Annotated in this window: 24 protein-coding genes and 6 pseudogenes; 18 read left to right on the top strand and 12 right to left on the bottom strand. The window is 72.4% G+C overall.

Annotated features, from left to right (window positions below; translation table 11 throughout):
- Positions 1 to 109: 109 nt before the first annotated feature.
- The 3 genes and pseudogenes from OV079_RS59830 to OV079_RS47765 form a co-directional block, all read left to right on the top strand.
- Positions 110 to 685 (top strand): annotated as a pseudogene (locus OV079_RS59830) (RCC1 domain-containing protein); the annotation flags it as partial.
- A gap of 131 nt (positions 686 to 816) precedes the next feature.
- Positions 817 to 882: pseudogene (locus OV079_RS59825) on the top strand (hypothetical protein); the annotation flags it as partial.
- An 18-nt stretch (positions 883 to 900) separates the two neighbouring features.
- A complete protein-coding gene (locus OV079_RS47765) occupies positions 901 to 2,382 on the top strand; it encodes an RCC1 domain-containing protein (RefSeq protein ID WP_420829596.1) in 1,482 nt (493 codons plus the stop codon).
- A gap of 288 nt (positions 2,383 to 2,670) precedes the next feature.
- On the opposite strand, the gene OV079_RS47760 is transcribed toward OV079_RS47765, so the two are convergent.
- Both OV079_RS47760 and OV079_RS47755 read right to left on the bottom strand, forming a co-directional pair.
- Entirely contained in the window at positions 2,671 to 2,922 is a 252-nt protein-coding gene (locus OV079_RS47760; protein ID WP_267776797.1) for a hypothetical protein, read from the bottom strand.
- Positions 2,919 to 3,902 (bottom strand): hypothetical protein, encoded by a 984-nt coding sequence (locus OV079_RS47755; RefSeq protein WP_267776796.1) that lies wholly within the window; start codon positions 3,900 to 3,902, stop codon positions 2,919 to 2,921. The genes OV079_RS47760 and OV079_RS47755 overlap by 4 nt, the downstream gene beginning before the upstream one ends.
- Before the next feature lie 150 nt (positions 3,903 to 4,052).
- Between OV079_RS47755 and OV079_RS47750 the strand changes: the two genes are divergently transcribed.
- The 3 genes from OV079_RS47750 to OV079_RS47740 all read left to right on the top strand — a co-directional run bounded on the left by OV079_RS47750 (position 4,053) and on the right by OV079_RS47740 (position 8,199).
- Positions 4,053 to 4,766 (top strand): hypothetical protein, encoded by a 714-nt coding sequence (locus tag OV079_RS47750; RefSeq protein ID WP_267776795.1) that lies wholly within the window; start codon positions 4,053 to 4,055, stop codon positions 4,764 to 4,766.
- A 49-nt stretch (positions 4,767 to 4,815) separates the two neighbouring features.
- Positions 4,816 to 5,568 carry a hypothetical protein gene (locus OV079_RS47745; RefSeq protein WP_267776793.1) on the top strand — a complete coding sequence of 251 codons (753 nt, stop codon included), beginning with the start codon at positions 4,816 to 4,818 and terminating at the stop codon, positions 5,566 to 5,568.
- Positions 5,569 to 5,643: 75 nt separating this feature from the next.
- Entirely contained in the window at positions 5,644 to 8,199 is a 2,556-nt protein-coding gene (locus OV079_RS47740) for an NCS1 family nucleobase:cation symporter (protein WP_267776792.1), read from the top strand.
- Between the two features lie 15 nt (positions 8,200 to 8,214).
- On the opposite strand, the gene OV079_RS47735 is transcribed toward OV079_RS47740, so the two are convergent.
- Positions 8,215 to 9,195 (bottom strand): peptidyl-prolyl cis-trans isomerase, encoded by a 981-nt coding sequence (locus tag OV079_RS47735; RefSeq protein ID WP_267776791.1) that lies wholly within the window; start codon positions 9,193 to 9,195, stop codon positions 8,215 to 8,217.
- A 402-nt stretch (positions 9,196 to 9,597) separates the two neighbouring features.
- On the opposite strand from OV079_RS47735, the gene OV079_RS47730 reads away from it, so the two are divergent.
- Both OV079_RS47730 and OV079_RS47725 read left to right on the top strand, forming a co-directional pair.
- Positions 9,598 to 10,974 carry an SIR2 family protein gene (locus OV079_RS47730; protein WP_267776790.1) on the top strand — a complete coding sequence of 459 codons (1,377 nt, stop codon included), beginning with the start codon at positions 9,598 to 9,600 and terminating at the stop codon, positions 10,972 to 10,974.
- Between the two features lie 553 nt (positions 10,975 to 11,527).
- A complete protein-coding gene (locus tag OV079_RS47725) occupies positions 11,528 to 12,364 on the top strand; it encodes a hypothetical protein (RefSeq protein WP_267776789.1) in 837 nt (278 codons plus the stop codon).
- 298 nt (positions 12,365 to 12,662) lie between these two features.
- Here OV079_RS47725 and OV079_RS47720 read toward each other — a convergent pair whose 3' ends face one another.
- Positions 12,663 to 12,860 (bottom strand): hypothetical protein, encoded by a 198-nt coding sequence (locus OV079_RS47720; protein ID WP_267776787.1) that lies wholly within the window; start codon positions 12,858 to 12,860, stop codon positions 12,663 to 12,665.
- A 26-nt stretch (positions 12,861 to 12,886) separates the two neighbouring features.
- On the opposite strand from OV079_RS47720, the gene OV079_RS47715 reads away from it, so the two are divergent.
- Positions 12,887 to 13,114 carry a hypothetical protein gene (locus tag OV079_RS47715; RefSeq protein ID WP_267776785.1) on the top strand — a complete coding sequence of 76 codons (228 nt, stop codon included), beginning with the start codon at positions 12,887 to 12,889 and terminating at the stop codon, positions 13,112 to 13,114.
- Positions 13,115 to 13,163: 49 nt separating this feature from the next.
- Positions 13,164 to 13,847, top strand: a complete 684-nt coding sequence (locus tag OV079_RS47710; RefSeq protein ID WP_267776783.1) for a hypothetical protein — start codon at positions 13,164 to 13,166, stop codon at positions 13,845 to 13,847.
- A 26-nt stretch (positions 13,848 to 13,873) separates the two neighbouring features.
- On the opposite strand, the gene OV079_RS47705 is transcribed toward OV079_RS47710, so the two are convergent.
- From OV079_RS47705 to OV079_RS47685, 5 genes and pseudogenes are all read right to left on the bottom strand, one after another.
- A complete protein-coding gene (locus OV079_RS47705; RefSeq protein ID WP_267776780.1) occupies positions 13,874 to 14,875 on the bottom strand; it encodes a hypothetical protein in 1,002 nt (333 codons plus the stop codon).
- Between the two features lie 68 nt (positions 14,876 to 14,943).
- Positions 14,944 to 15,273: pseudogene (locus OV079_RS59820) on the bottom strand (NAD(P)-binding domain-containing protein); the annotation flags it as partial.
- Positions 15,270 to 15,779 (bottom strand): hypothetical protein, encoded by a 510-nt coding sequence (locus tag OV079_RS47695; RefSeq protein WP_267776775.1) that lies wholly within the window; start codon positions 15,777 to 15,779, stop codon positions 15,270 to 15,272. The pseudogene OV079_RS59820 and the gene OV079_RS47695, both read right to left, overlap by 4 nt.
- Positions 15,692 to 16,981: a 1-acyl-sn-glycerol-3-phosphate acyltransferase gene (locus OV079_RS47690; protein ID WP_267776774.1), complete on the bottom strand. Its 1,290-nt coding sequence runs from the start codon at positions 16,979 to 16,981 to the stop codon at positions 15,692 to 15,694. The genes OV079_RS47695 and OV079_RS47690 overlap by 88 nt, the downstream gene beginning before the upstream one ends.
- A gap of 95 nt (positions 16,982 to 17,076) precedes the next feature.
- Positions 17,077 to 17,250, bottom strand: a complete 174-nt coding sequence (locus OV079_RS47685) for a hypothetical protein (protein ID WP_267776771.1) — start codon at positions 17,248 to 17,250, stop codon at positions 17,077 to 17,079.
- 382 nt (positions 17,251 to 17,632) lie between these two features.
- Here OV079_RS47685 and OV079_RS47680 point away from each other — a divergent pair, with 382 nt between their 5' ends.
- Genes OV079_RS47680 through OV079_RS47670 form a run of 3 tightly spaced genes read left to right on the top strand, consistent with a single transcriptional unit; the run spans position 17,633 to position 18,980 of the window.
- Positions 17,633 to 18,235 (top strand): hypothetical protein, encoded by a 603-nt coding sequence (locus OV079_RS47680; RefSeq protein ID WP_267776770.1) that lies wholly within the window; start codon positions 17,633 to 17,635, stop codon positions 18,233 to 18,235.
- The gene (locus OV079_RS47675) at positions 18,208 to 18,543 is read left to right on the top strand and encodes a hypothetical protein (RefSeq protein WP_267776768.1); all 336 of its coding nucleotides are present in this window, start codon (positions 18,208 to 18,210) and stop codon (positions 18,541 to 18,543) included. Before OV079_RS47680 ends, OV079_RS47675 begins: the two co-directional genes overlap by 28 nt.
- Before the next feature lie 38 nt (positions 18,544 to 18,581).
- The gene (locus OV079_RS47670; RefSeq protein WP_267776767.1) at positions 18,582 to 18,980 is read left to right on the top strand and encodes a hypothetical protein; all 399 of its coding nucleotides are present in this window, start codon (positions 18,582 to 18,584) and stop codon (positions 18,978 to 18,980) included.
- A 220-nt stretch (positions 18,981 to 19,200) separates the two neighbouring features.
- Here OV079_RS47670 and OV079_RS47665 read toward each other — a convergent pair whose 3' ends face one another.
- Positions 19,201 to 19,815, bottom strand: coding sequence for a phosphoinositide-specific phospholipase C-related protein (locus OV079_RS47665; protein ID WP_267776765.1), 615 nt, complete (start codon positions 19,813 to 19,815; stop codon positions 19,201 to 19,203).
- The gene (locus tag OV079_RS47660; protein WP_267776764.1) at positions 19,815 to 20,219 is read right to left on the bottom strand and encodes a hypothetical protein; all 405 of its coding nucleotides are present in this window, start codon (positions 20,217 to 20,219) and stop codon (positions 19,815 to 19,817) included. The genes OV079_RS47665 and OV079_RS47660 overlap by 1 nt, the downstream gene beginning before the upstream one ends.
- A gap of 89 nt (positions 20,220 to 20,308) precedes the next feature.
- Here OV079_RS47660 and OV079_RS47655 point away from each other — a divergent pair, with 89 nt between their 5' ends.
- A complete protein-coding gene (locus OV079_RS47655) occupies positions 20,309 to 20,956 on the top strand; it encodes a hypothetical protein (RefSeq protein WP_267776763.1) in 648 nt (215 codons plus the stop codon).
- 180 nt (positions 20,957 to 21,136) lie between these two features.
- On the opposite strand, the gene OV079_RS47650 is transcribed toward OV079_RS47655, so the two are convergent.
- Positions 21,137 to 21,925, bottom strand: a complete 789-nt coding sequence (locus OV079_RS47650) for a DUF1819 domain-containing protein (RefSeq protein WP_267776761.1) — start codon at positions 21,923 to 21,925, stop codon at positions 21,137 to 21,139.
- Positions 21,926 to 22,549: 624 nt separating this feature from the next.
- Between OV079_RS47650 and tssE the strand changes: the two genes are divergently transcribed.
- The 4 genes and pseudogenes from tssE to OV079_RS59815 all read left to right on the top strand — a co-directional run.
- Positions 22,550 to 22,957 carry a type VI secretion system baseplate subunit TssE gene (gene tssE / locus OV079_RS47645; RefSeq protein ID WP_267776760.1) on the top strand — a complete coding sequence of 136 codons (408 nt, stop codon included), beginning with the start codon at positions 22,550 to 22,552 and terminating at the stop codon, positions 22,955 to 22,957.
- A gap of 2 nt (positions 22,958 to 22,959) precedes the next feature.
- Positions 22,960 to 24,248, top strand: a pseudogene (tssF, locus tag OV079_RS47640) (type VI secretion system baseplate subunit TssF).
- A pseudogene (locus OV079_RS47635) lies at positions 24,179 to 24,679 on the top strand (type VI secretion system baseplate subunit TssF); the annotation flags it as partial. The pseudogenes tssF and OV079_RS47635, both read left to right, overlap by 70 nt.
- A gap of 9 nt (positions 24,680 to 24,688) precedes the next feature.
- A pseudogene (locus tag OV079_RS59815) lies at positions 24,689 to 25,111 on the top strand (type VI secretion system baseplate subunit TssG); the annotation flags it as partial.

Here is a 25,111-nt window from a genome sequence, read left to right as displayed (position 1 = left end):
CTCCGTCCACGCGGTCGCTCTGCTCGACGGCTCGTCCTGCCTGCGGCGCCCGCGCTCGCGGGCCCGCGATTTGCGGCCGCGCCCGGCTCGGGCCGGGCATACTCGCCGCATGCGCCGCTCCCCGCGCGCCCTCGGCCTCGCCGCGGGCCTCCTCGCCCTCGCCGCCTGCGCCACCGGGCCGCGCGGCTACCCGACCGCCCCGCCGACCTCCTCCAATAAACCTGGCCCTACGAACACGTCCCCCGGGACAGGTCCTTCGCAACCTGTCCCGAACAACACCCAGACCGGCCCCGACCCGGCCGTCGCCGTCGCCGCCGGCGGCCTCCACACCTGCGCCGTCCTGCGCTCGGGCGCGGTCGACTGCTGGGGCCGGGGCGGCAGCGGCGAGCTCGGCGACGGCAACCTGCGCGACAGCCCGCGCCCGGTGCGGGTGGTCGGCCTCGGCGACGTCATCCAGCTCGCGCTCGGCGACCAGCACAGCTGCGCCCTCATGCGCAGCGGCCAGGTCCAGTGCTGGGGCAGCAACGCCGCCGGCCAGCTCGGCGACGGCGCCGGCCGCCCCGGGGCCCAGAGCGCCCGCCCCACCGCCGTCCGCGGCCTCGGCGACGCCGCCGCGATCGCCGCCGGCCCGAGCCACACCTGCGCCGTGCGCAAGACCGGCCAGGTCGTCTGCTGGGGCGACAACCGCCACGCCCAGATCGGCGACCTCAGCCGCCAGGTGTGGGCCTCGCCCGCGCTCGTCCCCGGGGTCACCAACGCCGGCGAGGTCGTCGCCGGCGCGCGCACAGCTGCGCGAGAGTACAGGGCGGAAAGGTCATGTGCTGGGGGACAGGTTCTCACGGACAGCTCGGCGACCGCGGCAGCGCCCGCGCCCCCGGCCCGGTCCCCGGGGTCGACGGCGTGCAGGCGCTCGCGGCCGGCCAGGGCCACACCTGCGCGATCAAGGCCGGCGGCGGCGCGCTGTGCTGGGGCGCCGGCTTCGGCAAGCTCCCGGTCGACATCGCCGGCGTCGCCGGGGCCGTGGCCCTGACCGCGGGCGAGGCCCACACCTGCGCCCGCACCGGCGACGGCGCCGCGCGCTGCTGGGGCGACAACGCCAACGGCCAGCTCGGCGACGGTACCGCCGAGGATCGCAAGGCCGCGACCGCGGTGGTCGGCCTCAGCCAGGCCGTCAGCGTCGCCGCCGGGGCCGACCACACCTGCGCCGCGCTGCGGAGCGGCGGCGTGGTCTGCTGGGGCAGCAACGGCGCCGGCGCGCTCGGCAACGGCGTCGCCGGCGAGGAGACCGAGGGCGTGGCGGTCAGCGTCCGCAACCTGACCGGGGTCAGCGAGATCGCCAGCGGCGACCACTTCACCTGCGCTTTGTCCGGCGGCTCCGTCCAGTGCTGGGGCGCCGGCAACATGGGCCAGCTCGGCGACGGCTCGCAGGGCGACCGCGGCGGCGCCGACGACGTGAGCGGCATCGAGGACGCGGTCCAGATCGCCGCCGGCCGCAACCACGCCTGCGCCCGCCGCAAGAGCGGCGCGGTCGCCTGTTGGGGCCAGAACGGCCGCGGCCAGCTCGGCGACGGCAGCAAGCAGACCCGCACCCGCCCGGTCGCGGTCGCCGGCTTGAACGACGCGGTCGAGATCGGCGCCGGTCGCGACCACACCTGCGCGCAGCGCAAGTCCGGCCAGGTCGTGTGCTGGGGCCGCGGCGCCGAGGGCCAGGTCGCCGTCGGCAAGATCGAGGACGCCGACCGGCCGACGATCGTCAACGGGTCGTTCGGCCAGGTCACGCAATCTGCGATGGGCGAGGTCCACAGCTGCGCGCTGCAGGCGAACCGGATCCCGCTGTGCTGGGGGCAGAACCGCTGGGGTCAGCTCGGCAACCTCGTCGGCGTCGGCACCCAGACCGGCCAGGCGGTGGTCCCGGTGATGAAGCTGCTGCCCGCCGAGGAGCTCGCCGCCGGCGCCCTGCACACCTGCGCCCGCACCAGCAACAGCGAGGTCTACTGCTGGGGCAACACCGACGACGGCCAGCTCGGCGCCGGCCTCACGATCGCCTCGGTCGCGCGCGTGCGGGTCAAGGACATGCGCGGGGCGATGGCGATCGCCGGCGGCGAGGCCCACGCCTGCGCCGCGGTGGCGGGCGGGCAGATCTACTGCTGGGGTCGCGACAACGCCGGTCAGCTCGGCGACCGCGGCACCCAGCTCCAGCGCTTCCCCGTCGCCGGCCCGCGCATCGACGGCGTCGTCCGCCTCAGCGCCGGCTCCGAGCACACCTGCGCCCTGCGCCAGAACGGCCGCGTGCTGTGCTGGGGCGGCAACCAGCGCGGCCAGCTCGGCGGCGGCACCGGCAGCCAGTCGACCACCCCGACCCCGGTGGTCGACATTCCGTAAATGCTCCATCGAACATGCCCTGAAGGGCATGTCTGAACGCGCAGGTCTGAAAGAACATGACCTGAAGGACATGCTTCTCCGGCCTCGCCTCTCCGCGCCCGGCCGCGCGAGCAGCCGCTCGCCGACGCGGGCGCGCGGCGAGACATGTCCTTCAAGACATCCCCCGCCTCCCTTCGGTCTCACGCCTCGCTGCGCTCCAGGCCTGCGCCGGAACGCACGCGGCGAGACATGTCCTTCGAGACCCCCGCGCCGGCCGCCCCCGGCGCCGGACCGGCGTATACCGGGGTTTCAGCGGTTGTGAGGCCGCTCGCTGATCCACCGGAACCCGCGCGTCATCAGCTCCGTGTGCTCGAGGTCGATCTTGCGCAGGCGCGCCGCGATCGTCGCCTCGCCGAGCTTCCCCGTCAGCTCGAGCACGTCCGGCGCCGGTTGCTCGAACGACAGCACGTGCTCGGCCGGCGCCTCGCCGTGCTCGCCGAGGGTGATCGTCTTCGCCGCCGGGTCGGACGCGAAGCCGTAGAACGTGCGCTCGCCCGTCATCGGGCGCACCAGCGCGTAGGGGAAGTCGCCGACGAACAGCGACGCCAGCGCAGCGCGTCGTTCGGGTCGGCCGGTCGGACCGCGCCGTCGCGGCTGAACGTCTCGACCTCCCACAGCCCGTACAGCGGCCCGTACGAGGCCATCGCCATCATCTCGGCCACGGCGGCCCGCTGCATCACGAACGACACCGGCACCATCAGCAGGAACAGCGCCTTGGCGACCACCCGCAGCACCCGCAGCTTCGGCCCCAGCACCGGCGCGCTCAGGTCGGCCGGCGGCGCCGGCGTGTTGTACACCAGCACCGCCAGCAGCCGCGGCGCGTCGTGGGCCGCCACCACCACCGCCATCAGCAGCAGCAGCGACGAGTAGAGCTTCACCGGCACGTCGAAGCAGAAATTGATCATCACCACGTTGGCCATCACCCCCGCGGCCAAAAGCCCGCCCAGCGTCGCCGTCCGCCGCCAGACCAGCAGCGCCCCGGCCAGCACCTCGGCCAGGCCGGTGAACCAGCAGTACGCCGGTGAGAAGCCCAGGAACGTCCACGCCAGCCCCATCGGTGACGCGTCGCCGAACGTCTCGCCGAGCCGCAGCGCGTCGGGCGGCTGGAACTGATTGCCGCTCCACTTGGCCAGCCCGTACGAGAACATCGCCAGCGCCAGCGAGTAGCGCACCGCGATCCGCAACCACGCATGGAACGGCGCGAGATCGCGGCGCCGGCGCTCGAGCACCGTCCAGGCGACCGCCACCGCCGCCGCGATCACCACGAACCAGAACTGCTGCACGTAGTTCCAGGTCATGTCGCCGCTGCCGGTCGGGACCACCTCGATCGGCCCCTCGATCCCGAGCGCCGCGTTGCCGAGCAACGGCATCAGCGCGCCCCATAGCTCGAGCCACAGCTCCAAGAGCCAGTCGCCGGCCACCGGCACCCCCGCGAGCCCGTGCGGAACGATGTTGAACAGCAGATAAAACGCCAGGAACAAAATCCGAGCCGCTTGGTGCGGCTCCACCTCGCGTCAGCGTCAGGCATGGAACTAAGATCTCCCGCCGGCCTCGACAACCGCGGCGAGCCCAGGTTCCTGTCGGCGAAGACGTCCATCGACAGCCCCTCGCGGCCGGCAGATCCTGCTCGTATGCGCCACCCCTCCCGCTTGTTACCTGTCCTTTCGGTCATCCTCGCCTGCGGCCCCGAGCCGGGCGCGACCACCGACGCCTCCACGTCCACCTCCACCGCCGCCGATCCACCCACTGGCGCCGCGACGTCCGAGACGACCCAGCTCCCCACCACCGGCGCGACGCTCACGAGCGACGTCACCACGGCCACCAGCGACACCACCACCACGACCACCGACCCGGGCGCGACCGTCACCAGCGACACCACCACGACCACCGACCCGGGCGCGACCGTCACCACCACCGACCTCACCACCACCCGCGACGGCGAGACCACGAGCGAGCCCGGCTCGCTCGAGTTCGCCGCCATCTACCTCCCCGGCGGGCTCGACCGCATCGTCGTGCGCAAGGCCGACCACGACGCCGACCTGTGCACCTCGGTCGTGTTCGCCTGGCCGATCGGCAACGACGATCCCGACCTCGTGCTGCCGCCGCAGTGGGGTTTCGAAAGCGCCGAGATCGCCCAGGGCGCCGCCGACTGCCTCGAATTCACCGGCCCGCTCGCCGACGCCGTCGCCGCCGAGACCGCCGAGGGCTGGGGCGAATGGCCGGCCTTGCCGGCCTGTCCTGGCGCGCTCGCCATCGACATGGCGTTCACCTTCGCGCAGGTGCAGCCGTGGGTGCCCGCGCAGGCGCTCGTACAGGCCGCCGACCTGCCGATCGCGGGCTGCTGATCGCTGCGCGCGCATGGACAGGCCGCGGGCCCGCGCGCATCCTCGCCCCATGCGCACCGCGATCCTTACATTACCTGTCCTTTCGACCATCCTCGCCTGCGGCCCCGGGGCGCCCGGCGACACCGACACCGATCCCACCACCGCGGGCACGAGCGGCGAGACCGGGCCGGGAACCTCGAGCGACGCGAGCACCACCGCCGAGCCCGCCACCACCGACGCCCTGCCCACCACCGCCACCACCGTGGCCAGCGAAACCTCGCCCACCACTCCGACCTCGGCCACCACCGACGCCCTGCCCACCACCGGCGTCGAGACCACCGGCGGCGAGACCACCGACGCGACCACTGGGCCCGTCGAGACCGCCACCGCCGATCCCTCGACGACCACGACCACCGGCGAGACCGACGGTGCGCCCGACGTCGCCTTCGCCGCCCAGTTCTGGGCCGGCGGCCTCGATCACATCAACGTCCGCATGGCCGCGCTCAAGGACGACTTCTGCGTCGAAATCCACTTCGCCCGCCCCGGCGGCAGCCCGGTGCCGCAGCTCATGTTGCCGACCGACTGGTGGTACCAGGGCGCCACCGTCTCGCAGGGCGCGGCTGACTGCCTCGACTTCATGGTGCCGATCTCGCAAGCCATCGGCGCCAGCAGCGTCGCCGGCGTCGTCACCTGGGACACCGAGCCGTTCTGCCCGACCACGATCGACAGCATCGACCTCGTGCTCGACTTCCCGCCGGACCAGCCGTGGGTGCCGGCCCAGGTCCCCGTCGCCACCGAGGCGCTCGCGGTCAGCGGCTGTTGACCTCGGAGCGTTGTTCCGCCGCGGCACCGCGGGCCGAGGGCCTTGGCCCTGCGCGGGCCTGGTAGCATCGCTTTCATGTCCACGCAGGAGCAGGACGGCCTCGTCGAGCTCACGAGCCCGCCCGACGACGACGCCCTCCGCAACGCCGACCTCGACCCCACGCCTCGCAGCGCGCGGACGTGGAACCGCTGGAGCCTCGCCGCGCTGTGGGTCGGCATGAGCGTGTGCGTCCCGACCTACGTGCTCGCGGCCTCGCTGATCAAGAGCGGCATGAACTGGTGGCAGGCGATGCTCACCATCCTGCTCGGCAACCTGATCGTGCTGGTGCCGATGATCCTGTGCGGCCACGCCGGCACTCGCTACGGCATCCCCTTCCCCGTGTTCGCGCGCGCCGCCTTCGGCACCCAGGGCGCGCACATCCCCAGCCTGGCGCGCGCCCTCATCGCCTGCGGGTGGTTCGGCATCCAGACCTTCATCGGCGGCCAGGCCATGTCGCAGCTCATCGGCCTGCTGTGGCCCGCGTGGCACGACCTCGGCGGCGGCGGCACCTTCATCGGCCTGTCGTTGCCGATGTGGCTGGCCTTCCTCGGCTTCTGGCTGCTCAACGTCGTGTTCGTCTACAAGGGCACCGAGTCGATCAAGTGGCTCGAGAACCTGGCCGCGCCGTTCCTCATCGTCGTCGGCTTCGCCCTGCTGTGGTGGGCCCAGAGCCGCGCCGGCGGCCTCGGCGTCATCCTCTCGCGCTCGCAGGCGCTGGTACAGGGCCCAAAGGACATGTCCTCATGGACATGGTTCGTGCAGGTGTTCTTGCCCGGCCTCACCGCCATGGTCGGCTTCTGGGCCACCCTCTCGCTCAACATCCCCGACTTCACCCGCTACTGCCGCAGCCAGCGCGAGCAGCTGCTGGGCCAGCTCTACGGCCTGCCCACCACCATGCTGTTGTTCTCGTTCATCGGCGTGGCCGTCACCTCGGCGACCTTGATCCTCTACGGCGAGGCGATCTGGGACCCCGTCGAGCTGGTCGTCCGCATGTCCCGAGAGACAGGCTCGACCCTGCTCGCCGTCCTCGCCATGCTCACCCTCGCGGTCGCCACCCTGTCGACCAACATCGCCGCCAACGTGGTCGGCCCCGCCAACTCGCTGGCCAGCGCCTTCCCGCGCGCGCTCGACTTCCGCCGCGGCGGCCTGGTCGCCGCGGCCGTGGGCGTCCTCGTGTGTCCGTGGCTGCTGCTCGACGTCTACCAGGCCTGGCTGGTCAGCTACTCCGGCCTGCTCGGCGCCGTCAGCGGGGTCCTCCTCACCGACTACTGGCTGATCCGCCGCACCGAGCTCGACCTCGCCGGCCTCTACCGCTCGCACGGCCCCTACACCTACCGCCGCGGCTTCAACCCCGACGCGATGCTGGCGATGGCCGTCGGCGTCGCGGTGGTCCTGCTCGGCAAGCTCGTACCTGGCCTCGAGTTCCTGTCCTCGGGGCATGGTTCTCCGGCTTCGCCGCCTCCGCCGCGGTCTACCTCGCCCGCACCCGCCGCGCCGCGAAGCCCTGAGGCGACGCCGGCCTCGACGCGCACCTCTTCCTCTGCGTCCCCGCTCGCAGCGCTCTCGCGCGAACAGGTCGATCGACTCCGGGCCCTTCGCGCCTGCTCGCGGCTCGTCCACGCGAACACGCCGCTCGAGCCTTCGCGCACCGCCTCGCCTGCGTCCCCGCTCGCGGCTCATTTTTCACGCGAGCACCGATCGATCCTCATCCGTTTCGCGCCCCTCGTCGCAGCGAGCCCCGCGAGCCGCGAGGCCGCCGAGTCTACCGACGCCGAGACACGCGGCGGGATCGCGCCGCTCGACAGCCGGCCTGTGTCTCCTATACTCCGCACCATGCGAACTTACGCTTACGCGCTCCCCTTCACTCTCTTCCTCCTCGCGCCCGCCTGTACCACCCCGCTGTGCGGCGACAGTGCCGACTGCGCCGGCCCCGGTACGGGCACCACCAGCGACATCACCGCGTCGACGACCGACGCGCCCACCGGGACCACCACCGGCACGGCCAGCGAGCCGACCTCGACCGCGAGCGAGACCGACACGACCGCGAGCGAGACTTCGACCGCGACCGAGACCGCGACGACCGACGTCACCACCGCGGAGACCACCGACGCGACCACCGCGGAGACCACCGACGTCACCACTTCGGAGACCACCGACGGCCCGCTCCTCGGCGAGCCGGGCAACCACACCCAGGCCTGCGCGCCCGACGACGGCCCCGCGGTCGAGTTCGAGATCGCCCTGGCCGAGCGCGCCTGCGACGCCGACTGGCCCGAGGACGCCCCGCAGCTCCGCATCACCCTTTTCAAGGACGCGGGCCACTGCAGCTCGGCGAGCACCCGCTGTTCGGCGGCTTCGGCTTCGCCTGGTTCGACGACGGCGACGGCACGCCCGAGAGCACCGACCAGGGCAAGATCGAGATCACCGAGCTCACCGCCGACGGCGTGCGCGGCACCTACGAGGTCACGCTGCCCGACAACACCCAGCTCAGCGGCGCCTTCGACTCGCTGTTCTGCCCGGCCGACATCCTGTGCGGCTGAGCCTGTCCCCGGAGGCATGTCCTTGAAAACATGCCCCCTCGGGCATGTCCTTTAGACATGTCCCGAAGCGCTACAGCCGCTGGTCGATGTGCGTCTTGGCCCGCAGGCTCGAGCGCAGGTCCTTGACCGCGCGGGCGAACGACTCCTGCTCGAGCTGCATGCGGATGCGCTCCTTGGCCTGGTCGAACGGCAGCACGTTGCCGGTGTCGTGGCGGACCACCTTGACGACCAGGTAGCCCTGGCCGGTCTCGAGCGGGCCCACGGTCTCGCCGACGCGAGCGGCGAAGATGGCGTCCTCGATGGCCGGCGCGACCTCGCCGCGCGACAGCGTCGCCTTCGGCTCCTGGATCTGGAACTCCTGCGCCAGCGCCATCGGGTCCTCGCCCGAGCGCATGCGGCGGGCGACCGCCTGGGCCTTGGCGTAGGCGGCGTCGCGGGACTTCGCGGTCTGCTCGTCGGGCGTGAACACGAAGCGTAGCAGGTCGGCCTTGATGTCGACGCCGCGGACCATCTTGCGGTACTGCTCGCGGATCTGCGCGTCCGTCACCGACGTGTTCGCCAGCGCGCGGGTGGTCTGGTACACGAGCAGCTGGTCCTTGGTGTCCTGCAGGTAGTCGGCCCAGTTGCCGTACTGGCCGCTCTGCTCGACCGCCTCGCGCAGTTGCTTGGTGTTCGAGAACCCGTTCTCCTGCGCGATCTGCTGCAGGTAGCGGTCGACGTCGGCGTCGGTGATGCTGATCTGGAAGCGCGCCGCCTCCTTGATCAGCTGCTGGTCGATCAGCTCGTCGAGCGCCTGCGTCCGCGCCTCGCGGGTCGCCATCTCGACCTGCTGCTGGGTCGGGCTGCGGCCGTACTTCTGCAGCGCCTCCTGCAGCAGCGGCGAGCTGGCGACCAGCGTGTCGAGCTGGCTCAGGAGGATGATCTCGTCGCCGACCACGGCGACGATCTTGTCGAGCACGAGCCCCTCCGCCGCGCGCACCGACCCCGAACCCACCGCCAGAGAGGCGAACCCGGCGACCACGAGCGCTGCGACGCGTGCGACCCTGCGCATGCGACCCTCGAGCACCGCCCGCCCCCCGGCACAAGGCCGCGGCGGCGGCGCGCCCGCGGTCCACCGGACCCGGCGGCCGAGCTGTCCCCAAAGCCAGGAATAGCCGCGCCGGAGCCCTCGCCGCGAGGCCGGGCGAGCACGGCGCTCGTCGAGGCCGCTCGTCCCCCCGACGCCGAAGGCGCTCCACCCCCTCGACGGAGTCCGCCTGGCCTGATTTCGAGCTGTCCCAAAGGCCATATTTTCATGCGGCGGCGGCCCACCCCGCCGCGAAAGGCAGTGACTCCACGCCGTCGTCGCCGCACGAGAGCCGCCCCGCCGACCTGGCCGATGCCGCCCCGACGGGTCCGGCTCGCCGCTCGCGGCCCTTGCGGGGCCCGCCCGCGGGGGTCATCCTGGACCCGCATGAGCGTGGTCGAGCCCGAGGAGTGGAGCCCCGAGGGGCTGTGCGAGCAGTTCTGGGCCATCGACCGCAAGATGCACAACCGCCGGTTCGCCTTCATCCTCGGGGCCGGCGCGTCGGTGCAGTCGGGGATCCCCACGGCCGGCACGCTGGTGTGGCGCTGGCTCGGCGAGCTGCACCGGCGCCTCGCTCGCAGCGGCCTGTCGCTCGAGCGCTGGGCCACCGCCGAGGCGCTCGAGATCCGCGGCTTCTCGCCGGCCGACGCGGCGGCGTTCTACAGCCAGGTGTTCGCCCGCCGCTTCCGCCAGCACCCCGACGAGGGCTACGCCGACCTCGAGGACATCATGCAGGGCAAGGACCCGAGCTTCGGCTACTCGGTGCTGGCCCACATCCTCGCCGAGACGCGCCACAAGCTGGTGATCACCACCAACTTCGACAACCTCGTCGGCGAGGCGCTGTCGATCTTCACCGGCACCGCGCCGCTGGTGTGCGGCCACGAGTCGCTGGCCAACTTCGTCCACGTCGAGCCGCGCCGGCCGGTGGTCGTCAAGATCCACCGCGACCTGCTGATGGCGCCGATGAACCAGGCCGCCGAGATCGCCGCGCTGCAGACGGCGTGGATCGAGCCGCTCACCCGGGTGTTCCGCGCGTACACGCCGATCGTGATCGGCTATGGCGGCAACGACGGCAGCCTCATGGGCTTCTTGAATGGCCTACCGGAGGACGCGATCCCCGGCGGGCTCTTCTGGTGCTACTACGGCCCCGCAGGCCCGCCCGGCCCCGAGATCCGCCGCCTCGTGGCCCGCCATCGCGGGGTCCTGGTCCCGATCGAGGGCTTCGACGAGCTCATGCTGCGGCTGAGCGCGCGCCTGCGGATCCCGCTGCTCGACCAGGTGATCGAGACCAAGGCCCGCGCCCGCGTCGACAACTACCGCCGCCGCGTCGAGGAGCTGCAAGCGCGCCTGTTCCCGCCGGCGCTCGCCGCAGCCGAGGCGGAGGCGATGCCGGCCGAGCAGGGCCGCGCGGAGGAGACCGTCTCTTCGGACAGGCCCTCGACCTCGCCGCTGCTCGCTCCTTCGGAGCCGGAGAGCCACGCGCCCGCGCCGCTGCCAGGTCCTGCCGCCCAGCCTCCGCCCCCCGCGCCGCGGCCTCGAATCCGCCCCCGCCTGCCCTTCACCTGTCCCTTCGGCCAGCTCACCGCCGCCGCCCCCGGGCGAGCAGTCATCGCCTGTCCCTTTGATCGACGCGGCCGCGCCCCGGCGCGACGGCCAGCCCTCGCCGGTCTGTTCGACCAGCGCCATCACGGCTCGCGCGGACGCCCGGCCGGAGCGCTCGAGCAGCTTCGCGAAAACGCCCAGTCCGCCCCCTGGCGCAGCTAACCTCCGAGGAGGCCGGACCTGCCCTTTCGAGCCGCTCCGCCTCCGACGAGGATGCTCGCTCCCTCCCCGCGAGCAGCTCCCGCGCGTCCGACCGACCTGTCCCTTCGAGCAGCTCTCGCGCGGGCGCCGGGCCTGATTTTTCGACGACTCGAGCGCCCCCCGCGAGGAGGTCCGGCCTGTACCTCCCACCCGCGCGGACGCCCACCCTGACTTTTCGAGCGAAAAGAGCCCCTCCCGCGCGCACATCGAGCCTGTCCTTTCGAGCAGCTCTCACCATCGGTCCGCCCAGCCTGGCCCCGCCCGCCGGTCCGCCGAGCCCCAGCCTGTCCTTTCGAGCAGCTCTCACCATCGGTCCGCCCAGCCTGGCCCCGCCCGCCGGTCCGCCGAGCCCCAGCCTGTCCTTTCGGGCAGCCCACCGGGGTCGCCTCCCGCCGCCCCGCCTGTCTCGTCCACGCAGGACGCCCACCTCACCACCGACGTCCTGACCCTGCCCGCCCCGAGCGAGCCCGAAGCGGAACATGTCCCTTCGGACACTTCGCCCCCCGGCGCGAGCGTGGGCGCGAATCGACGCGAACCGGCGCCGCGCCTCGGCCTCGCGGACGAGTTCGCCAAGGTTGCCGCCGAAGAGGCGTCGGAGCTGCGGCTCCCGGCCGACGAGCCCGCCGCGCCGAGCTCTTGGACCGCCGGGCCGCTGCAGCGCCTGCCGGCGGCTGCGAGCTCGCTGCAGCGCGCCATGCAGCAGGTCGCCGACGAGTCCGCCGCCGCCGATCCGTGGACGATCTCCCTGCAGGCCCGCGCCGAGCCCGACAGCGAACGCGCCATCGCCCTGCTACGCGCGGGGCTCGAGCAGTTCCCCGGCGATCGCACCCTGTCGCTCGACCTCGTCGAGCGCCTCACCGAACCGCCCACGAAGCAATCGGTCCGCTCGGCCCTCGCCACGATCGACGCCCTGCTCGCGGCGGACCCGCGCGACAAGCTCACCCTGGCGCACCATGTCCTGCTGCTCGCCTGGACGGACGAGTTCTCGGCGGCCGGCGACGCCCTCCAGCGCCTGCGCGACCTCGTCTTCGGCACCGAGGCCAGCGCCTCGGAGATCGCCGGCCTCGCGTTCCTCGCCGGCCTGCTCCTGCGCCTGCAGGGCCGCGACGACAGCCACGCGCTCGCCCCGTTCCAGGTCCACACCCACGGCCTCTCGCCCATCGTCGGCCTCCCGTTCGGCCTCATCTTCGACCTCACGAGCCGCCTCGACCCGGACTCGCGGCGCCTCTACCTCCACCTGGGCCAGCGCCTCGCCGGCTCGCTCACCGCGGACGAACTCGTCCGCCGCGAGCCTCGCCTCGCCGAGCTCCCGCCGTTCGACCCGGCGACGTTCGAGGTCGGCGTTAGCTGAGGGCCGCGAGCCGGGTCGAGACATGTCTTCAGGGACATGCCTCGAAAGACATTTCCAGATCCGGCCCCGCCACGCTCCCAGGCTCGCCGGCTCGCCGCGAGCTCGGCCGCCCTGAAAAGCAGGTTCCCAAGTACAGAAGTTCGCCGGCCCGGACTGACTTCGGGACACGCTCGATCCGAGCATCCGCTTGAACATCGTTCTACGCGCAAATTATTCCATCCCCGGCGCATCTTGAACATGATATTCAAAACCCATATCAATTAACACCGAGAGCACCCATGCACCCCACACGCCCCTGTCAGCGGACACGCCTCGCCACCAGCGCCATGGTCACGATCGACTCGTGCAGCTGCGCGATGATCCACCTCAACGTCGGCGCCACCACCTTGCGCTTCACCCCGAGGCGTTCGAGGGCCTGTCGGCGTTGATCCTCGAGGCTGTCGCCGAGCTGGCCGCCCGTCCGCCGAGCGACCACGACGGCGGTCTCCCGCTGCACCTGGGGCGGCGCGTGCGAGGTGAGGCGTGAGCGGGCGGCCGGACCCGCAGCTGCTCGCCAGCGCGCCGGGCTACCGCGTCGAGCTCGCCCACGACGGCGTCGTCCACGTCCACGCCGGCCCGCTCAGCTTCCGCCTCGCGCGCGACGCCTGCGAGGCGCTGACCACCACCCTCGCGCGGGCGATGGTGCAGCTCGCGCGGACCTGTCCCCAACGACCTGTCCTCGAGGTCTTGCCCGGCGGGGGCGAGGGGTGACCGCCGGCTTCCCGCCAGCGAGCCGCCCGAGGCCGGCGCGCTGCGGCTGGTGCTGGCGCTGGCGCTGACGCCCCGCGAGGCGGCCGGCCTGCTCGCGCGCGCCGGCGAGGTCGAGCGGCTGTGGCCCTCGGCCGTCGTCGCGGCGCTGGGCGACGCCGTCGCCGGCGACGAGCAGTTGTGGCGGGAGGTCACCGCGACCCTCGACGATCGGCTCGCGCCGTGGCTCGCCGAGCTTGGCGGCCAGCCCCTGCGCGACCTGCTGGCCCGCGTCTCCGGCGACGACGACGTCGACGTCCCCGCGCTCACGGCCCTGCTGGGTCGCTGGTCCGCCGCCGCCAGCGCGCCCTCGGCCCCCTGCTGGCCCACGTCGTCCGCGAGGTCGAGGGCCTCATCGTCGCCGACGCCGGCCGCCGCGCCCGCGACCTCCGCCGCGAGGCCACCGCATGAGGCCACGCCCTCGAGCCTGCAGCGCCTCGCCTGTGCGCCCGCTCAGGGCACAGATCGAGCACCTCGCCAGCGCCCGCTCAGGGCACGGATCGAGCACCTCGCCCGCTCGCCAGCACCGGGTCCGCGCGCCCGCTCGGGGCACGGATCGAGTATGGCCTCGCGGACATGCCCTATCAAACCTGTCCCCGAGAGCATGCCCTGCAGGACATGCTCCGGCGGCCAGGCGCCAGTCGACCACGCCGTACAGCGTCTCGACCTCGGCCCCGGGCGGCCGGCGCCCGGTTGACCCAGACGCGGCCCGGCCGGCTCGGCCTAGTTCCTGCCGGAGGTGTCCGTCGTCGCCCCGGTGTCGGTGCCCGTGCTCGACGTGCCGGTCTCGGGCTCGTCGGTGGTCGTCCCCGTCGTCTCGTCCGTGGTCGTCGTCCCGGTCGACGTCGTGCTCGTCCCGGTCGTCGTCGGCCCGGTCGTCGGCGCCGCGGTCGTCTCGCCGGTGGTCGTGCTCGTGCTCGTGCTCGTGTCGGTCTCGGTCCCGGTGCCGGTGCTGAGCGGCGGCTCGAACGAGTCCGAGTCGGTCGCGGGCCCGCCGTAGAGGGGGCTCACCAGGCAGCCGCTCAAGGTCAGGCCGGAGAGCAGCAGCGCGGCGGCGTTGAGCGAGCCTGTCCCTTCGGACAGGCTCGCGTCGCAGTGCGGGCAGCGGCCGGAGCCGGCCCGCAGCAGCTCGCCGCAGGCGGAGCAGGGGACCAATCGAGACGAGGGCAACAAGGTCATGACATCATCCTCACCGGCCTCGCGCGACATCAGCGCGGCGACGGCCTCTCCCGCCGGGATCTCGCGCGAGAACGCGGCGGCGCACAGCGTCATCACGGGCGCGTACAGCTTGACCCGGCGGGTGTAGGCGGCGATCCGGCCGGCGCTCTCGAGGCCCTCGAAGTAAGTGCCGCCGATCGACCCGATCTCCTCGAGCGGCTGGTTCTCCGCGATCGCCCGCCCGATCGCCAGCTCGGGCCGATCGTCGCCGGCCACCGCCGCCATCAGATCGCCGAAGCCGGCCAGGCCCATGAACGTCTCGTGCTTGCCCCCGAGCGCCACGCCGATCCGCGCCGCCTCGGCCATCGCCCGCGTCGCCAGCATCGCCTGCGCCGCCGGCCCGAGCCCGTGGCCCTGGGCGAAGCCGATCGCGGTGGCGAACAGGCCGACCGCCGTCGACGCGAACTCGGCCCCGGTGACGTCGTCGGTGCTGTAGAGCCGCACCGCCGGCCCGCCGATCGCCTCGCGCACCGCCGCCCGCACCTCGGGGAAGCGGCTGGCGACCACCCCCCGCTCGGCGCGCCGGTCATCAGCGCGTCGGCCACCAGCGGCCCGGCCAGCGCGCCGACCCGCCGACACGGCGTCTCGCTGCGCAGCACCTGCGTCAGGCCGTGCAGGTCGTCGCCGACCACGCCGCGCGAGATGTGGACCAGGAAGTGCCCGCCGTCGAGGTACACGCCCAGCTCGCGGGCGATGCTGGCGACGTACGGCGACGGCACGGCGAAGAAGATCAGCTCGGCCTCGGCCAGCGCGGCTGGCCCGGAGACCAGGTCGATGTGCTCGGTGCCGGCGCGCTGCGGCCGACGGCTCCACAGCAGCGCCTGACGCCCGGCCCGCTCGACCGCGTGCGCGAGGCCCCAGCCGAAGTTTCCGCCTCCGATGATCCCGACCGGCGGCGCGCTCATGCCTTGCCTCCCTGGTTGACGATGCTGCGCGCGGCGGCCAGCGTCTCCTCGGTCGCCAGCTCCTCGGCCCACGGCAGCAGGCGGTTCTGATAGAACAGCAGCAGGTTCGGATCTTCGATGAGCACGTCGTCGCCGACCTCGCGCGCGACGACCTTGGTGTGGTAGTCGCGCCACGCCGACAGCGCCTCGGACACGATCCGCTCCGGCGACTGCGAGCGCAGCACCGGCCCGACGTGGACCCGCCCCTCGGCCTCGGCCTGCAGCAGGCGGTCGCGCGCCTCGGCGACCTCGCGCACCAGCTGCTCGCGCGGCATCGCCACCTCGCCGCGCCGGCGCTGGCGGCTGAACAGGTCGAGCTCGGGCGTCGCCCACACGAGGTAGCGGTAGAGCACGTGCGCGACCAGCTGCGTCCAGATGATCACCGTCTCGCGCTGGTAGGCCTGGGCGATCGCGTCGCCGAGCTCGCGGGTGTAGCCGGCGTCGCGCGCCGGGTCGACGCTCGGCACGCCGCGGCGGCTGACGTAGGAGGCGGGGTCGACGGGCTTGCCCGAGGGGAGATCGATCTGCCCTCGTCGTCGACGGGGTTGCAGAACGGGTCCATCGCGTCGCCGAAGCGGACCACCAGCGCCGAGCGCAGCGTGACCAGCTTGGTCATGAACGCGTAGATCCGGTCGACGCGCGAGAACTCGTCGTCGTCGATGATGTAGCGGGCCGCGCCCGCGCCCTTGAGGTGGTCCTCGATCAGCGTCTCGGCCTCGAGCACCAGCGCGTAGTTCAAGGTCGCCGGCACGAAGAACACCGGGCGGTGGAGGCCGTGGGTCTGGTTGCGCGAGAACGCCTCGACCGCGGTGCCGGCCAGGCCGAGCTTGAGCCGGCGCTCGATCGTCCCCGAGCGCGAGCGCGTGCCGCCGGGGAAGAACAGCGAGTGATACCCGCGCTCGATCATCAAGCACGAGTAGGTCTTCAGCGCCTCCTTGTAGAGGAGCGCCGAGACCCGCCGGTCGACGCGGTAGGCGCCGAGGTTGTGCATGAAGAAGCTGATCAGCGGGTTTGAGAAGAGGTTCTTGCCGGCGCCGTAGACCACCGGCGGCAGGTTGGCGCGCAGCAGCACGTAGCCGAGCGCGACCGAGTCGAGGTTCGACGAGTGGGTCGGGACCAGCACCAGCGTGCCGATCTGGGCCAGCCGGCGCAGCTTGTCGATCGGGCCCTCGGCGGAGATCAGCGCGTCGAGCTGGCTGAAGCCGCCGGCCAGCAGCTGGTTCGGCAGGCCCATCGGGTTCATCACCGCCGTCAGCACGCCGGGGATGAGGCGCGTCGCCAGCTTGTAGACCCGCGGGTCGAAGTTGCCGGCGATGTCCTCGGCCATGACGCGGCCGATCGCCCGCAGGCTCTCGGTCCGCTCCTCGTCCGACATCTTGCCGAGCCGCTTGACCAGCCGGCGCCACGAGCCCAGCGCCTGGTCGGCCTCGGCGTCGCCCTGCGCCGAGAGCCGGCGGATCTCGGCGTGACCGGCCTCGTTGAGCGCGTAGAGCAGCTTCTTCGGATCGGCCGCGAAGTGCTGCTCGACGCGCCGCACCACCTCGGCGATGATCTGCTCGCGCTCGCTGTTGAAGCGGAAGATCTGCGGGTCACCCGGCTGCGGCTTCGGTCCGAGGACGGCCGGCAGACGCAGCGGACGGGTCAGCAGGCGATGCACGAACGAGCGCATGGGCCGGGCGAGCATAGCCGGCCCGCGGCGCCGCAACTACTCCCTCGGCGACCTCGGTCGACTGGCGGGCGCGCGCCGGCGCGAGCGCGGCGCCTTCACCTCGCGGCGAGCGGCTCGCAGTAGAGCGAGTACGTCTCGTTGGTGTAGCCGGGATCGCACACGCAGGTCGGCTTGGTGTCGACGGGCACGCACTGCCCGGCCTCGCCGCAGAAGATCCCGCGGCACACGTTGAACTTGTCGTAGCAATAATCGCCGTCCGGGTCGCACACGCTGGTCGGCTCGTTGCACAGCCCGCCGGGCGCGCAAAAGCCTCGGGCGAGCCTGGCGGCGGCTCCTGGGACCCGGACCCTCGTAGCACGCACCGCCGAGCAGCGCGCCCAGCAGCGCCATGCCCAACCACTCGCGAACTCCGTGGCGGCCTGTCGTCACCCGGTCACCGTAGCCGCAAAAACCGCGCGCAAGGGAAGACCGGCGACGACGGGGCCCGCGAACACGGACCGCCTGCGGCCGGGCCTCGGGCCAGGTCGAAACCACTGCGGCACCCAGACCCCGCCGAGAGATTCTCCCGTCCGCGCACGCCTCGCGGGACCGGGGTTTCGCGCCCCGGGCGCGCTGTTTTCCTCTGCCGTCGGCCCTGGTACCGTGCCCGGGATGATCGCGTACTCGACCCCGGCAAGGCGGCCTGTCCCGCAGCTCGCGGCGGCCCTGCTCGCCGTCACGCTCCCGATCGCCACCCTGCCGTTGCCGGCGCTGGCCGCCGCGGATGTCACGCCGGCCAGCGCCTCGGGCGTGCGCAAGACCGTGCAAGATCGCGCAAAACCCATGCTGAGCAGCGACCCCGGCGGCGCCGCCGAGCTGCTCCGCACCGAGGCCAAGAAGACCGGCGACCCGATCCTCTTCATCGACGCCGGCGAGGCCTTCCTCGCCGAGGGCGTCGCCGAGCGCGACAAGACCGCGCTCCAGCAGGCCATCGAGCAGGCCTCGATCGGCATGGACATCGCCGCCTTCCAGCAGGACCCGCGCTGCGACCCGGCCTGGCAGCACCTCGACGCCGGCGAGTACGACCGCGAGATGGCCCGCGGCAAGAAGGTCGTCGAGGACAGCGAGAAGGCGATCGCCGACCTCGACAAGCCCGCCCCAGCCCCCCGCCGAAGGAAGAGCCGAAGCAGGAGAAGGGCACCCCGCGCGACGGTCGCGGCCTCATCGCCGGCGGCTCGCTGCTCACGGTGGTCGGCGTCGGCGGCCTGGCGATGATCGGCGCCGGCCTCGCGCTGAGCAACAAGGCACAGAAGGACGTCGACGCCCTCGACCCCTCGGCGATCGACTTCGACGCCCAGTTCGCCGACATCGACAAGAAGGGCAAGACCGCCAACGTGGTCGCCTACGCCGGCATCGGCGTGGCCGCCGTCGGCCTCGCCGCCGGCATCGCCCTGCTCGTCCTCGGCGTCAAGAAGCGCAAGGCCTACCGGGCCGAGCACGGCGCCAGCGAGACGGCCCGCGTCCACGTCGCCCCCGCGCTCGGCTACGGCTACGGCGGCCTCTCCCTCGGCGGTCGCTTCTGACCTTCAGGACATTCCCCTTCGACCAGGAACTTTCGGCCATGTCCCTCCGCACACCCGCCGTCCTGACCGCCCTCGCCCTCGCCCTCGCCCTCGGCGCCGCCGCCCCGGCCCGCGCCGCCGCCGCTGCCTGCTCCGACGCCAGCGGCGTGTGCCTGTCCGACGACAAGGCCAAGTGGGAGCCCGACGTCTCGCTGTCGACCAAGCAGCTCAAGGCCAAGCGCAAGGGCCCCGCCTGCAAGGTCGCGTTCGAGATCGACGGCGGCCGCGGCAGCGTGTTCGTCAACGGCCGCTACGCCGGCACCGCCCCCGACGCCAACCTGTCGCTCCTGCCCGGCAAGCACGACATCCAGGTCCGCGACGGCCAGAAGATCCTCGCCGAGGGCGTGCTCACCGTGCCCAAGGCCGGCAGCCTCCAGGTCACCGTCCGCCACGGCTGAGCCGGATCTGGCCTCACGGACAGGCCCATCGCCCGAGCCGCGGATCTGTCCGAGCGCGCAGCCTCGCCCGCGGCCGGCGCGCTCGACGATCGACCTGTCCTCTCGGCCAGCCCCTCACCGGACGAGCGTCCGAGACGAGCGGGCGCCCGCTGTCCCATGTCTTCAAGGACATGTCCTTTCAAACATGTCCAAACAATGCGACCGCCGCTGCGCGCCGTAGTCACACCCCGTTGATCGCGTCGACCACCGCGAACAGGTCGCCGCGCTCGTAGTAATCGACCGCGACGAAGTTGGGGAAGTCGCCGCTCGCCTGCATGCACTCGACCACGCGCGCGTGCAGCACCTCGTAGGTGTTGACCTCGATCGCGTTCATCTCGCTGGGCAGGTCGAGCACGCTGTTGACCCAGTGGTTGACGAGGAACAGCGGGTTGTCGGCCTCGCCGCGGTTCAGCGCGCACGAGAATTCCTCCGCGCTCATGTACGAGTAGGGCGTGTCCCACGCCAGGTCCCACAGGTGGTGGTACCACGCGGGCGGCGGCCCGCCCTGCTCGGCGGTGACGACCAGGCGGGTGTCGGCCGCGATCATCTCCTCGAGCGTCGGGAACGGCCCGCCCGCGTACACGAACACCTTGTCCTCGAGCCCCAGCGCCGCGTAGTCGGCCGCGATCGCGTCGACCTCGGCCGAGTCCTCGTAGAGGATCGTGACGACCTCGCGCGGGTTGTCGGCCAGGAACGCCGCGATGTCGCCGAGCACCTCGACATGGGGCGTCTCGCCGTACGTGCAGGAGCCGTGGCACAGCGCCGTCGCGCCGTCCTCGACGCGGACGTCGAGCATCAGCGCGCGCACCCGTCGGCGAGCTGGACCGCGACGGTGCGCCGCTGATTCGCCACCAACTGCGTGAACCCGGCGTCCTGCGCCGAGTAGCTGTTGTGCGTGCACGGATACGCGACCTCGTCGTAGCGGCGCGCGCACAGGGCCACGTGGCCGTTGCACGCCAGCGCCGGGTCCTCGGTGGTCGATCCGCCGGTGACCTCGGTGGTCGCCTCGGTCGGCGCTCCGCCGGTCCCTGTCGACGTCGTCACATCGGTGGTCGACGTGCTCGCGCCCTCCCCGCTGGAGCCGGAAGTGGTCGTGCTCGCCGTCGAACTCTCACCCGCGTCGGAGTCGGTGGCCGAGGTCGCCGAATCGCCGGGGCAGGCGACCAGCAGAAGGAGGACGAGCGGCGATCGTGGGCTCACCCGCGCAGGATATCCGACGCCCGCCGATCGCTGCACCGCGCGGGCTCGCCCGTCGCAGGCCCTCGCGACAGTGATACGCTGGGGTCACGATGATGAAAGCCTTCCCCTCGCCTACCGACCTCGCCCCCCGTCACGCCCTCGCCGCCGACCTGACGCTCGGCGGCGCCGTGGGGACCCTGTTCGGCCTGCTCGTGGGCCTGTCCGGCTCGACCGCCGTGGCCGCGATCGCGGCGGTGGCGACCGCCCTCGCCGGCTCCGTCGTGGTGCTCCGCGGCTCCGAGACCGCCATCCGTCCCGCCCGCGCCGGCGCCCTCGCCGTCGCCGCGATCGCCAGCCTGGTCTTCGGGACATGGATTCAGCGCCATGACGCGCTCGGCCCCACGCCCGCCGAGGACGTCGCCGCCTGGCAGGCCGCGGGCCTGAGCAAGCGCGACGCGCAGGTCGTCACCGCCGGCATGTGGACCGGCTCGGCGCTGCAGATGGCGCCCGCCGCCCCGGCCGCCAAGGCCGTCGACAAGAGCAAGCTGACCCCGGCGAAGCGCATGGCCAAGCGCTCGGCCGAGCAGTACTGCGCCGACCTCGAGCGCCGCAAGTACACCCCAGCAGAGGAGCTCCGCTCGTGGAAGATGCGCGGCGACTCCTGGCGGCAGGCCGCCAAGTTCGTCGAGACCTTGCCGTGCAGCGTGCGCCTCAAGACCATGAACGAGCTGCGCGCGCTCGCCTGCGGCCGCCACTGATCGCAAGGCGCGCCGACACCCCGGCCGCACCGCCGCGACCCCGCGAGCCTCGAGCTCGCAGCGATCGCGGCGTGCGGCCGTCGCCAATCTTGCCCGCCAGGCGACCGTCTGCGGATCGGCTCCCGCGACGAGCCCTGCGCATCGACTCGCCTGCGGCCGCAGACGCGCCAGCCAGGCGCGTCACCCAGCCGCGCCGAGCTGGGCGGGCGGCGGGATCGTGACGGTCGCGCCGGCCCATGCGAGCAGGTTGGGATACCGCCAGCCGAACTCGACGAGCTCGCCCTGGCGACGCAGGGTCACCGTCGACAGCGCCCGCAGCCGCGCGACCAGCAGCTCGCCCTCGAGCCCGACCGACGCCAGGTACGGGTTCGCCAGCAGGTTGCCCTGAAAGGCGACCTCGCGGAGGAGATAGAGGATGTAGCCCAGGGCGTGCTCGTCGACCCGCGGGCACACCAGCGGCCGCGGATCGCGGTCGGTCGCGGCGAGCCCGGCCGACGAGACCGCGGTGAGCAGCTTGCTGGCGAACTGGATCCGCGTCGACATGCTCCAACGAGCAGGTCCGTGCTCGTTGATCCACGCGACCGCCAGCGGCAGCGAGGCCTCGGGTCGCGCGCTGCTGCGGCGCGCGACCAGGGCCTGGCCGGTGAACTTGCGGTACAGCGGGTCGCTCAGCTGCAGATGCCAGTGGCAGATCAGCCGCCGCGTGTCCGGGTCCATCTCGTGCCAGGCGTGCAGGACCCGCAGCGCGTGCGGGAAGGCGTCGAAGCGGCCGCGGAAGTTCGTCAGCAGCACGTCGACCCGCGCCATCGAGCGAGCGCTGAACCATTGACCGTCGATCACCTCGCGCACGCCGGCCTGCGGGCGACTCGGATCGACCCGGCGCCAGTAAGCCCGCGCGTCGTCGGTCTCGAGGCCGTATTTGAGGAGACGCGTGTGAGCCCGCGTCTCCTCGACGGGATGGCTCGTCATGTCCACCCCCATTGTCGTCAGCGAGCAGGCGCGCGGCCCGAGGCTCCTCGGAGCCCCGTTCGTGCGCCGGCGGCGAATCGACGGACTCGACCGTCGCGCCCGCCTCGGGCTCGCCGCTCATTCCACGGTAGATTGTGATGCTGTGTATTTGGACCATCGTCGGATTCCAGGGAAGCGCGGCGTCCTCTTCGGCCGCGCCGGGTCTGTTCAGGTTGTGCGTCTGACCGCGCGAGCCGGTCATCTCGAAGGCGAAAAATCGCCGCCACCGTCGAGGTCGGCGCGTCGCCCCGGTCGCGGCAGGAAAATCCCTACGCACCGGAGACAGTGCGGAGGACGCCGCCTTTCAAAGGACGGACGTCCATCCGTGTCGATTCCATGTTCGCACGAAACGGCGCAGGGGTCGACGGCATGCGGGTTCGGCCCGCGCCGCAGTCCGCCTATATTCTTGGCAATGCAAATCCCGAAGGCGATTGCACCGACATCGCATCTCACGATCGGCTCGCGCCATTTGAAATTACGCACTGTCAGGATCGGGTCATGACTGTAGTTCGCGTTACAAATTTTTCTTCGAGCTTTTCTGTTGACCGGCCGGGCCGTGAGCTCATAAATGGTTGAGCTCGCGGTATGTCCTCCGGCTCGACTTCGCGTGAATACACGTCTCGTGGACTGCTGGGTCGTCTCGGCCAGGCCGGGCCGCGGCCCGGCGCGCCGGAACGCATCCTGGCCCACCTCCAGGCGCTCCTCGGCACGCGCCGCGGCGAATCTCTGTCCGCCCCGGGCATGGGGCTCACCGATTTCGCCGACATCATGCACGGCTATCCGGCCAGCATGCAGGTGCTCGTGCACGCCATTCGCACCATGCTCAGCCAATACGAGCCGCGCCTGCGCGCCATCACGGTCACCCCGGCGGCGAGCGACGACCCGCTCACCCTCGCCCTCGAGATCACCGCCAAGCTGGACGACGCCGGCGGCGCCGTGCACATGCGCACCGAGCTTACCGCCTCGGGTCGAATCCACGTATCCGGAGGCTGAAGTTGGAACTCGCCGAGTACTACGCCAACGAGCTCGCCTTCCTCAAGGACGCCGCCCAGGCCTTCGCGCGCCGGCACCCCGACAACGCCGCCCGGCTGCTGCAGCACGGCGACGATCCCGACGTCGAGCGGCTGCTCGAGGGCGTCGCGTTCCTCACCGCCGGCATGCGCGCGCGCATCGATCAGGCCGGCGCCCAGATCGCCCACGGCCTCGCCGAGCTGCTGTTGCCCCACTCCTGCGCAGCCTGCCCGCGGCGACCATCGTCGAATTCGTCCCCAACACCAAGGCCTTGCGCACCCGCCAGCAGGTGCCGCGCGGCCGCCCGCTCGTCGCCCGCGAGCGCAAGGGCACGGTCTGCCGGTTTCGCACCTGCTTCGACGTCGACCTGGCGCCGCTCGCGGTCCGCGACGCGGTCCTCGAGCACCCCACCGGCCAGCGCCCGCGGGTGCGCCTCCAGCTCGAGCTCGGCGATCCGTGTCGCACCATTTTGGCCGAGCCCCATCCGCTGCGCTTCTACATTCACCACAGCGATCCCGGCCTGCCGGCGACGCTGTTGCTGTGGCTCACTCGTCACCTCGAGTGCGTCACCTTGCAGGCGGGGGCCGGCCCTGTCGTCACGCTCCCGCCGGACGCCGTCGCCTCGTTGTCTGCTCCGGCCAGCGCCGTCTATCCGTGGCCGGACACCGCCCCGTCGGGCTATCGCAGCGTCCTCGAGCTGTTCTCGCTGCACGAGAAGTTCTGCTTCTTCGAGCTCACGGGCCTGCACCGCGCCGCGCTGACCGACCATGCGCTGACCATCGGCTTCGAGCTCGACAGCCCCCCGCCGCTGGCCGCCGCGATCGGCCCCGACACCTTTCGCCTGCACTGCACCCCGGCCATCAACCTCTTCGAGGCCCCGGGCGAGCCGATCACCTGCAGCCCGCTGGGGCGCGAGGCGATCGTCCGCGTCGACGGCGTCGACCCGCGCCACGTCGAGGTCCACGACGTCCTCGCGGTCACCAGCATCGGTCGCGTCCACGGCGGCCGGCGGACCCTCGCCCCGTTCACCCGCCACGTCGGCGGCCCGCTCGCCGCCCCCACCTACGCGCTGCGCCGCGTCGCCTCCCCGAGCGACGGCAACGTCGACACCTACCTGGCCCTCGTCGTCCCCCCGGCGGGCGCGCCTCGCCCGAGGACGAGGTCCTCTCGCTCGAGCTCCTCTGCTCCAACCGCGAGCTCGCCGGCGAGCTACAGGCCGGCGACATCACCGAGCAGTTCCCCGGCGGCACCTTCAAGTCCTACAGCAACCTGAGCGACCCCTCGCCGCCCGTGCGCATGGCTCTCGGCTCCGAGGCGCTGTGGCGCCTCCTCTCGCACCTCTCGCTCAACCAGCGCGGCCCGGTCGACGCCGAGGCCCTGCGCGGCCTCCTCCGCCTCTACAACTTCCACGCCGCCAGCAACGCCAAGCGCGGCCCCGTCAACACCCGCCAGATCGACGCCGTCCAGGCCGTCCTCCGCGAGCCCGTCACCCGCCTGATCCGCGGCGTCCCGATGCGCGCCCTCCGGACCACCGTCGAGCTCGACGAGCGCAACTTCGCCGGCATCGGTCGCGCCTATCTCTTCGGACATGTCCTCGACGACCTGTTCGGCTCGCTCGTCCCGATCAACGCCGCCAGCGAGCTGCGCGTCGTCCTCAACCCCTCGCGCCAGGAGTTCACGTGGCCGGTGAGAGTCAGCTGCTGAGGGGAGCTGATGATCTGCGCTTCGACGAGCCCGCCTGGGCCTCGCGCTCCTCTGATTCCGCCGAAGGCAAGGCGCCGAGCCCCGGCGACCGCGATCTGCTGCGCCAGCTTCGTCGACGCCCCCGAGGCCGCCTCGCTCGTGGCCGCCGCCGAGTGGCTGTGGCGGCTGTTCCCCGCCCCTGGCGAGCGTCAGCACGACGAGCGCGTCCAGTTCGCGCACACCAGCGCCCTCGGCTTCGACGCCCGCGAGATCGACGCCGTCGAGCTGCACGGCGAGCCGCCCACCGGCGCCACCCTCACCCTCTCGGTGTTCGGCCTGTGCGGCTCGGCCAGCATGCTCCCGCACTACCTCCTCGAGGAGGCCGACCGCGACGACGAGCGCGGCGCCGCCGTGCGCGGCCTCCTCGATGTCTTTCATCATCGCCTCTTCACG

This window comes from Nannocystis pusilla (genome assembly GCF_026626665.1).
GTDB lineage: Bacteria > Myxococcota_A > Polyangia > Nannocystales > Nannocystaceae > Nannocystis > Nannocystis pusilla.
This window is presented reverse-complemented; position numbering and strand designations above follow the sequence as displayed.

Bases quoted from the DNA above. Each gene is read 5' to 3' on its own strand.
- OV079_RS47760 (WP_267776797.1), bottom strand. From the start codon at position 2,922: ATGACGGGCGAGCGCACGTTCTACGGCTTCGCGTCCGACCCGGCGGCG.
- OV079_RS47750 (WP_267776795.1), top strand. From the start codon at position 4,053: ATGCGCCACCCCTCCCGCTTGTTACCTGTCCTTTCGGTCATCCTCGCC.
- OV079_RS47745 (WP_267776793.1), top strand. From the start codon at position 4,816: ATGCGCACCGCGATCCTTACATTACCTGTCCTTTCGACCATCCTCGCC.
- OV079_RS47740 (WP_267776792.1), top strand. From the start codon at position 5,644: ATGTCCACGCAGGAGCAGGACGGCCTCGTCGAGCTCACGAGCCCGCCC.
- OV079_RS47735 (WP_267776791.1), bottom strand. From the start codon at position 9,195: ATGCGCAGGGTCGCACGCGTCGCAGCGCTCGTGGTCGCCGGGTTCGCC.
- OV079_RS47730 (WP_267776790.1), top strand. From the start codon at position 9,598: ATGAGCGTGGTCGAGCCCGAGGAGTGGAGCCCCGAGGGGCTGTGCGAG.
- OV079_RS47690 (WP_267776774.1), bottom strand. From the start codon at position 16,981: ATGCGCTCGTTCGTGCATCGCCTGCTGACCCGTCCGCTGCGTCTGCCG.
- OV079_RS47680 (WP_267776770.1), top strand. From the start codon at position 17,633: ATGATCGCGTACTCGACCCCGGCAAGGCGGCCTGTCCCGCAGCTCGCG.
- OV079_RS47670 (WP_267776767.1), top strand. From the start codon at position 18,582: ATGTCCCTCCGCACACCCGCCGTCCTGACCGCCCTCGCCCTCGCCCTC.
- OV079_RS47665 (WP_267776765.1), bottom strand. From the start codon at position 19,815: ATGCTCGACGTCCGCGTCGAGGACGGCGCGACGGCGCTGTGCCACGGC.
- OV079_RS47655 (WP_267776763.1), top strand. From the start codon at position 20,309: ATGATGAAAGCCTTCCCCTCGCCTACCGACCTCGCCCCCCGTCACGCC.
- OV079_RS47650 (WP_267776761.1), bottom strand. From the start codon at position 21,925: ATGACGAGCCATCCCGTCGAGGAGACGCGGGCTCACACGCGTCTCCTC.
- tssE (WP_267776760.1), top strand. From the start codon at position 22,550: ATGTCCTCCGGCTCGACTTCGCGTGAATACACGTCTCGTGGACTGCTG.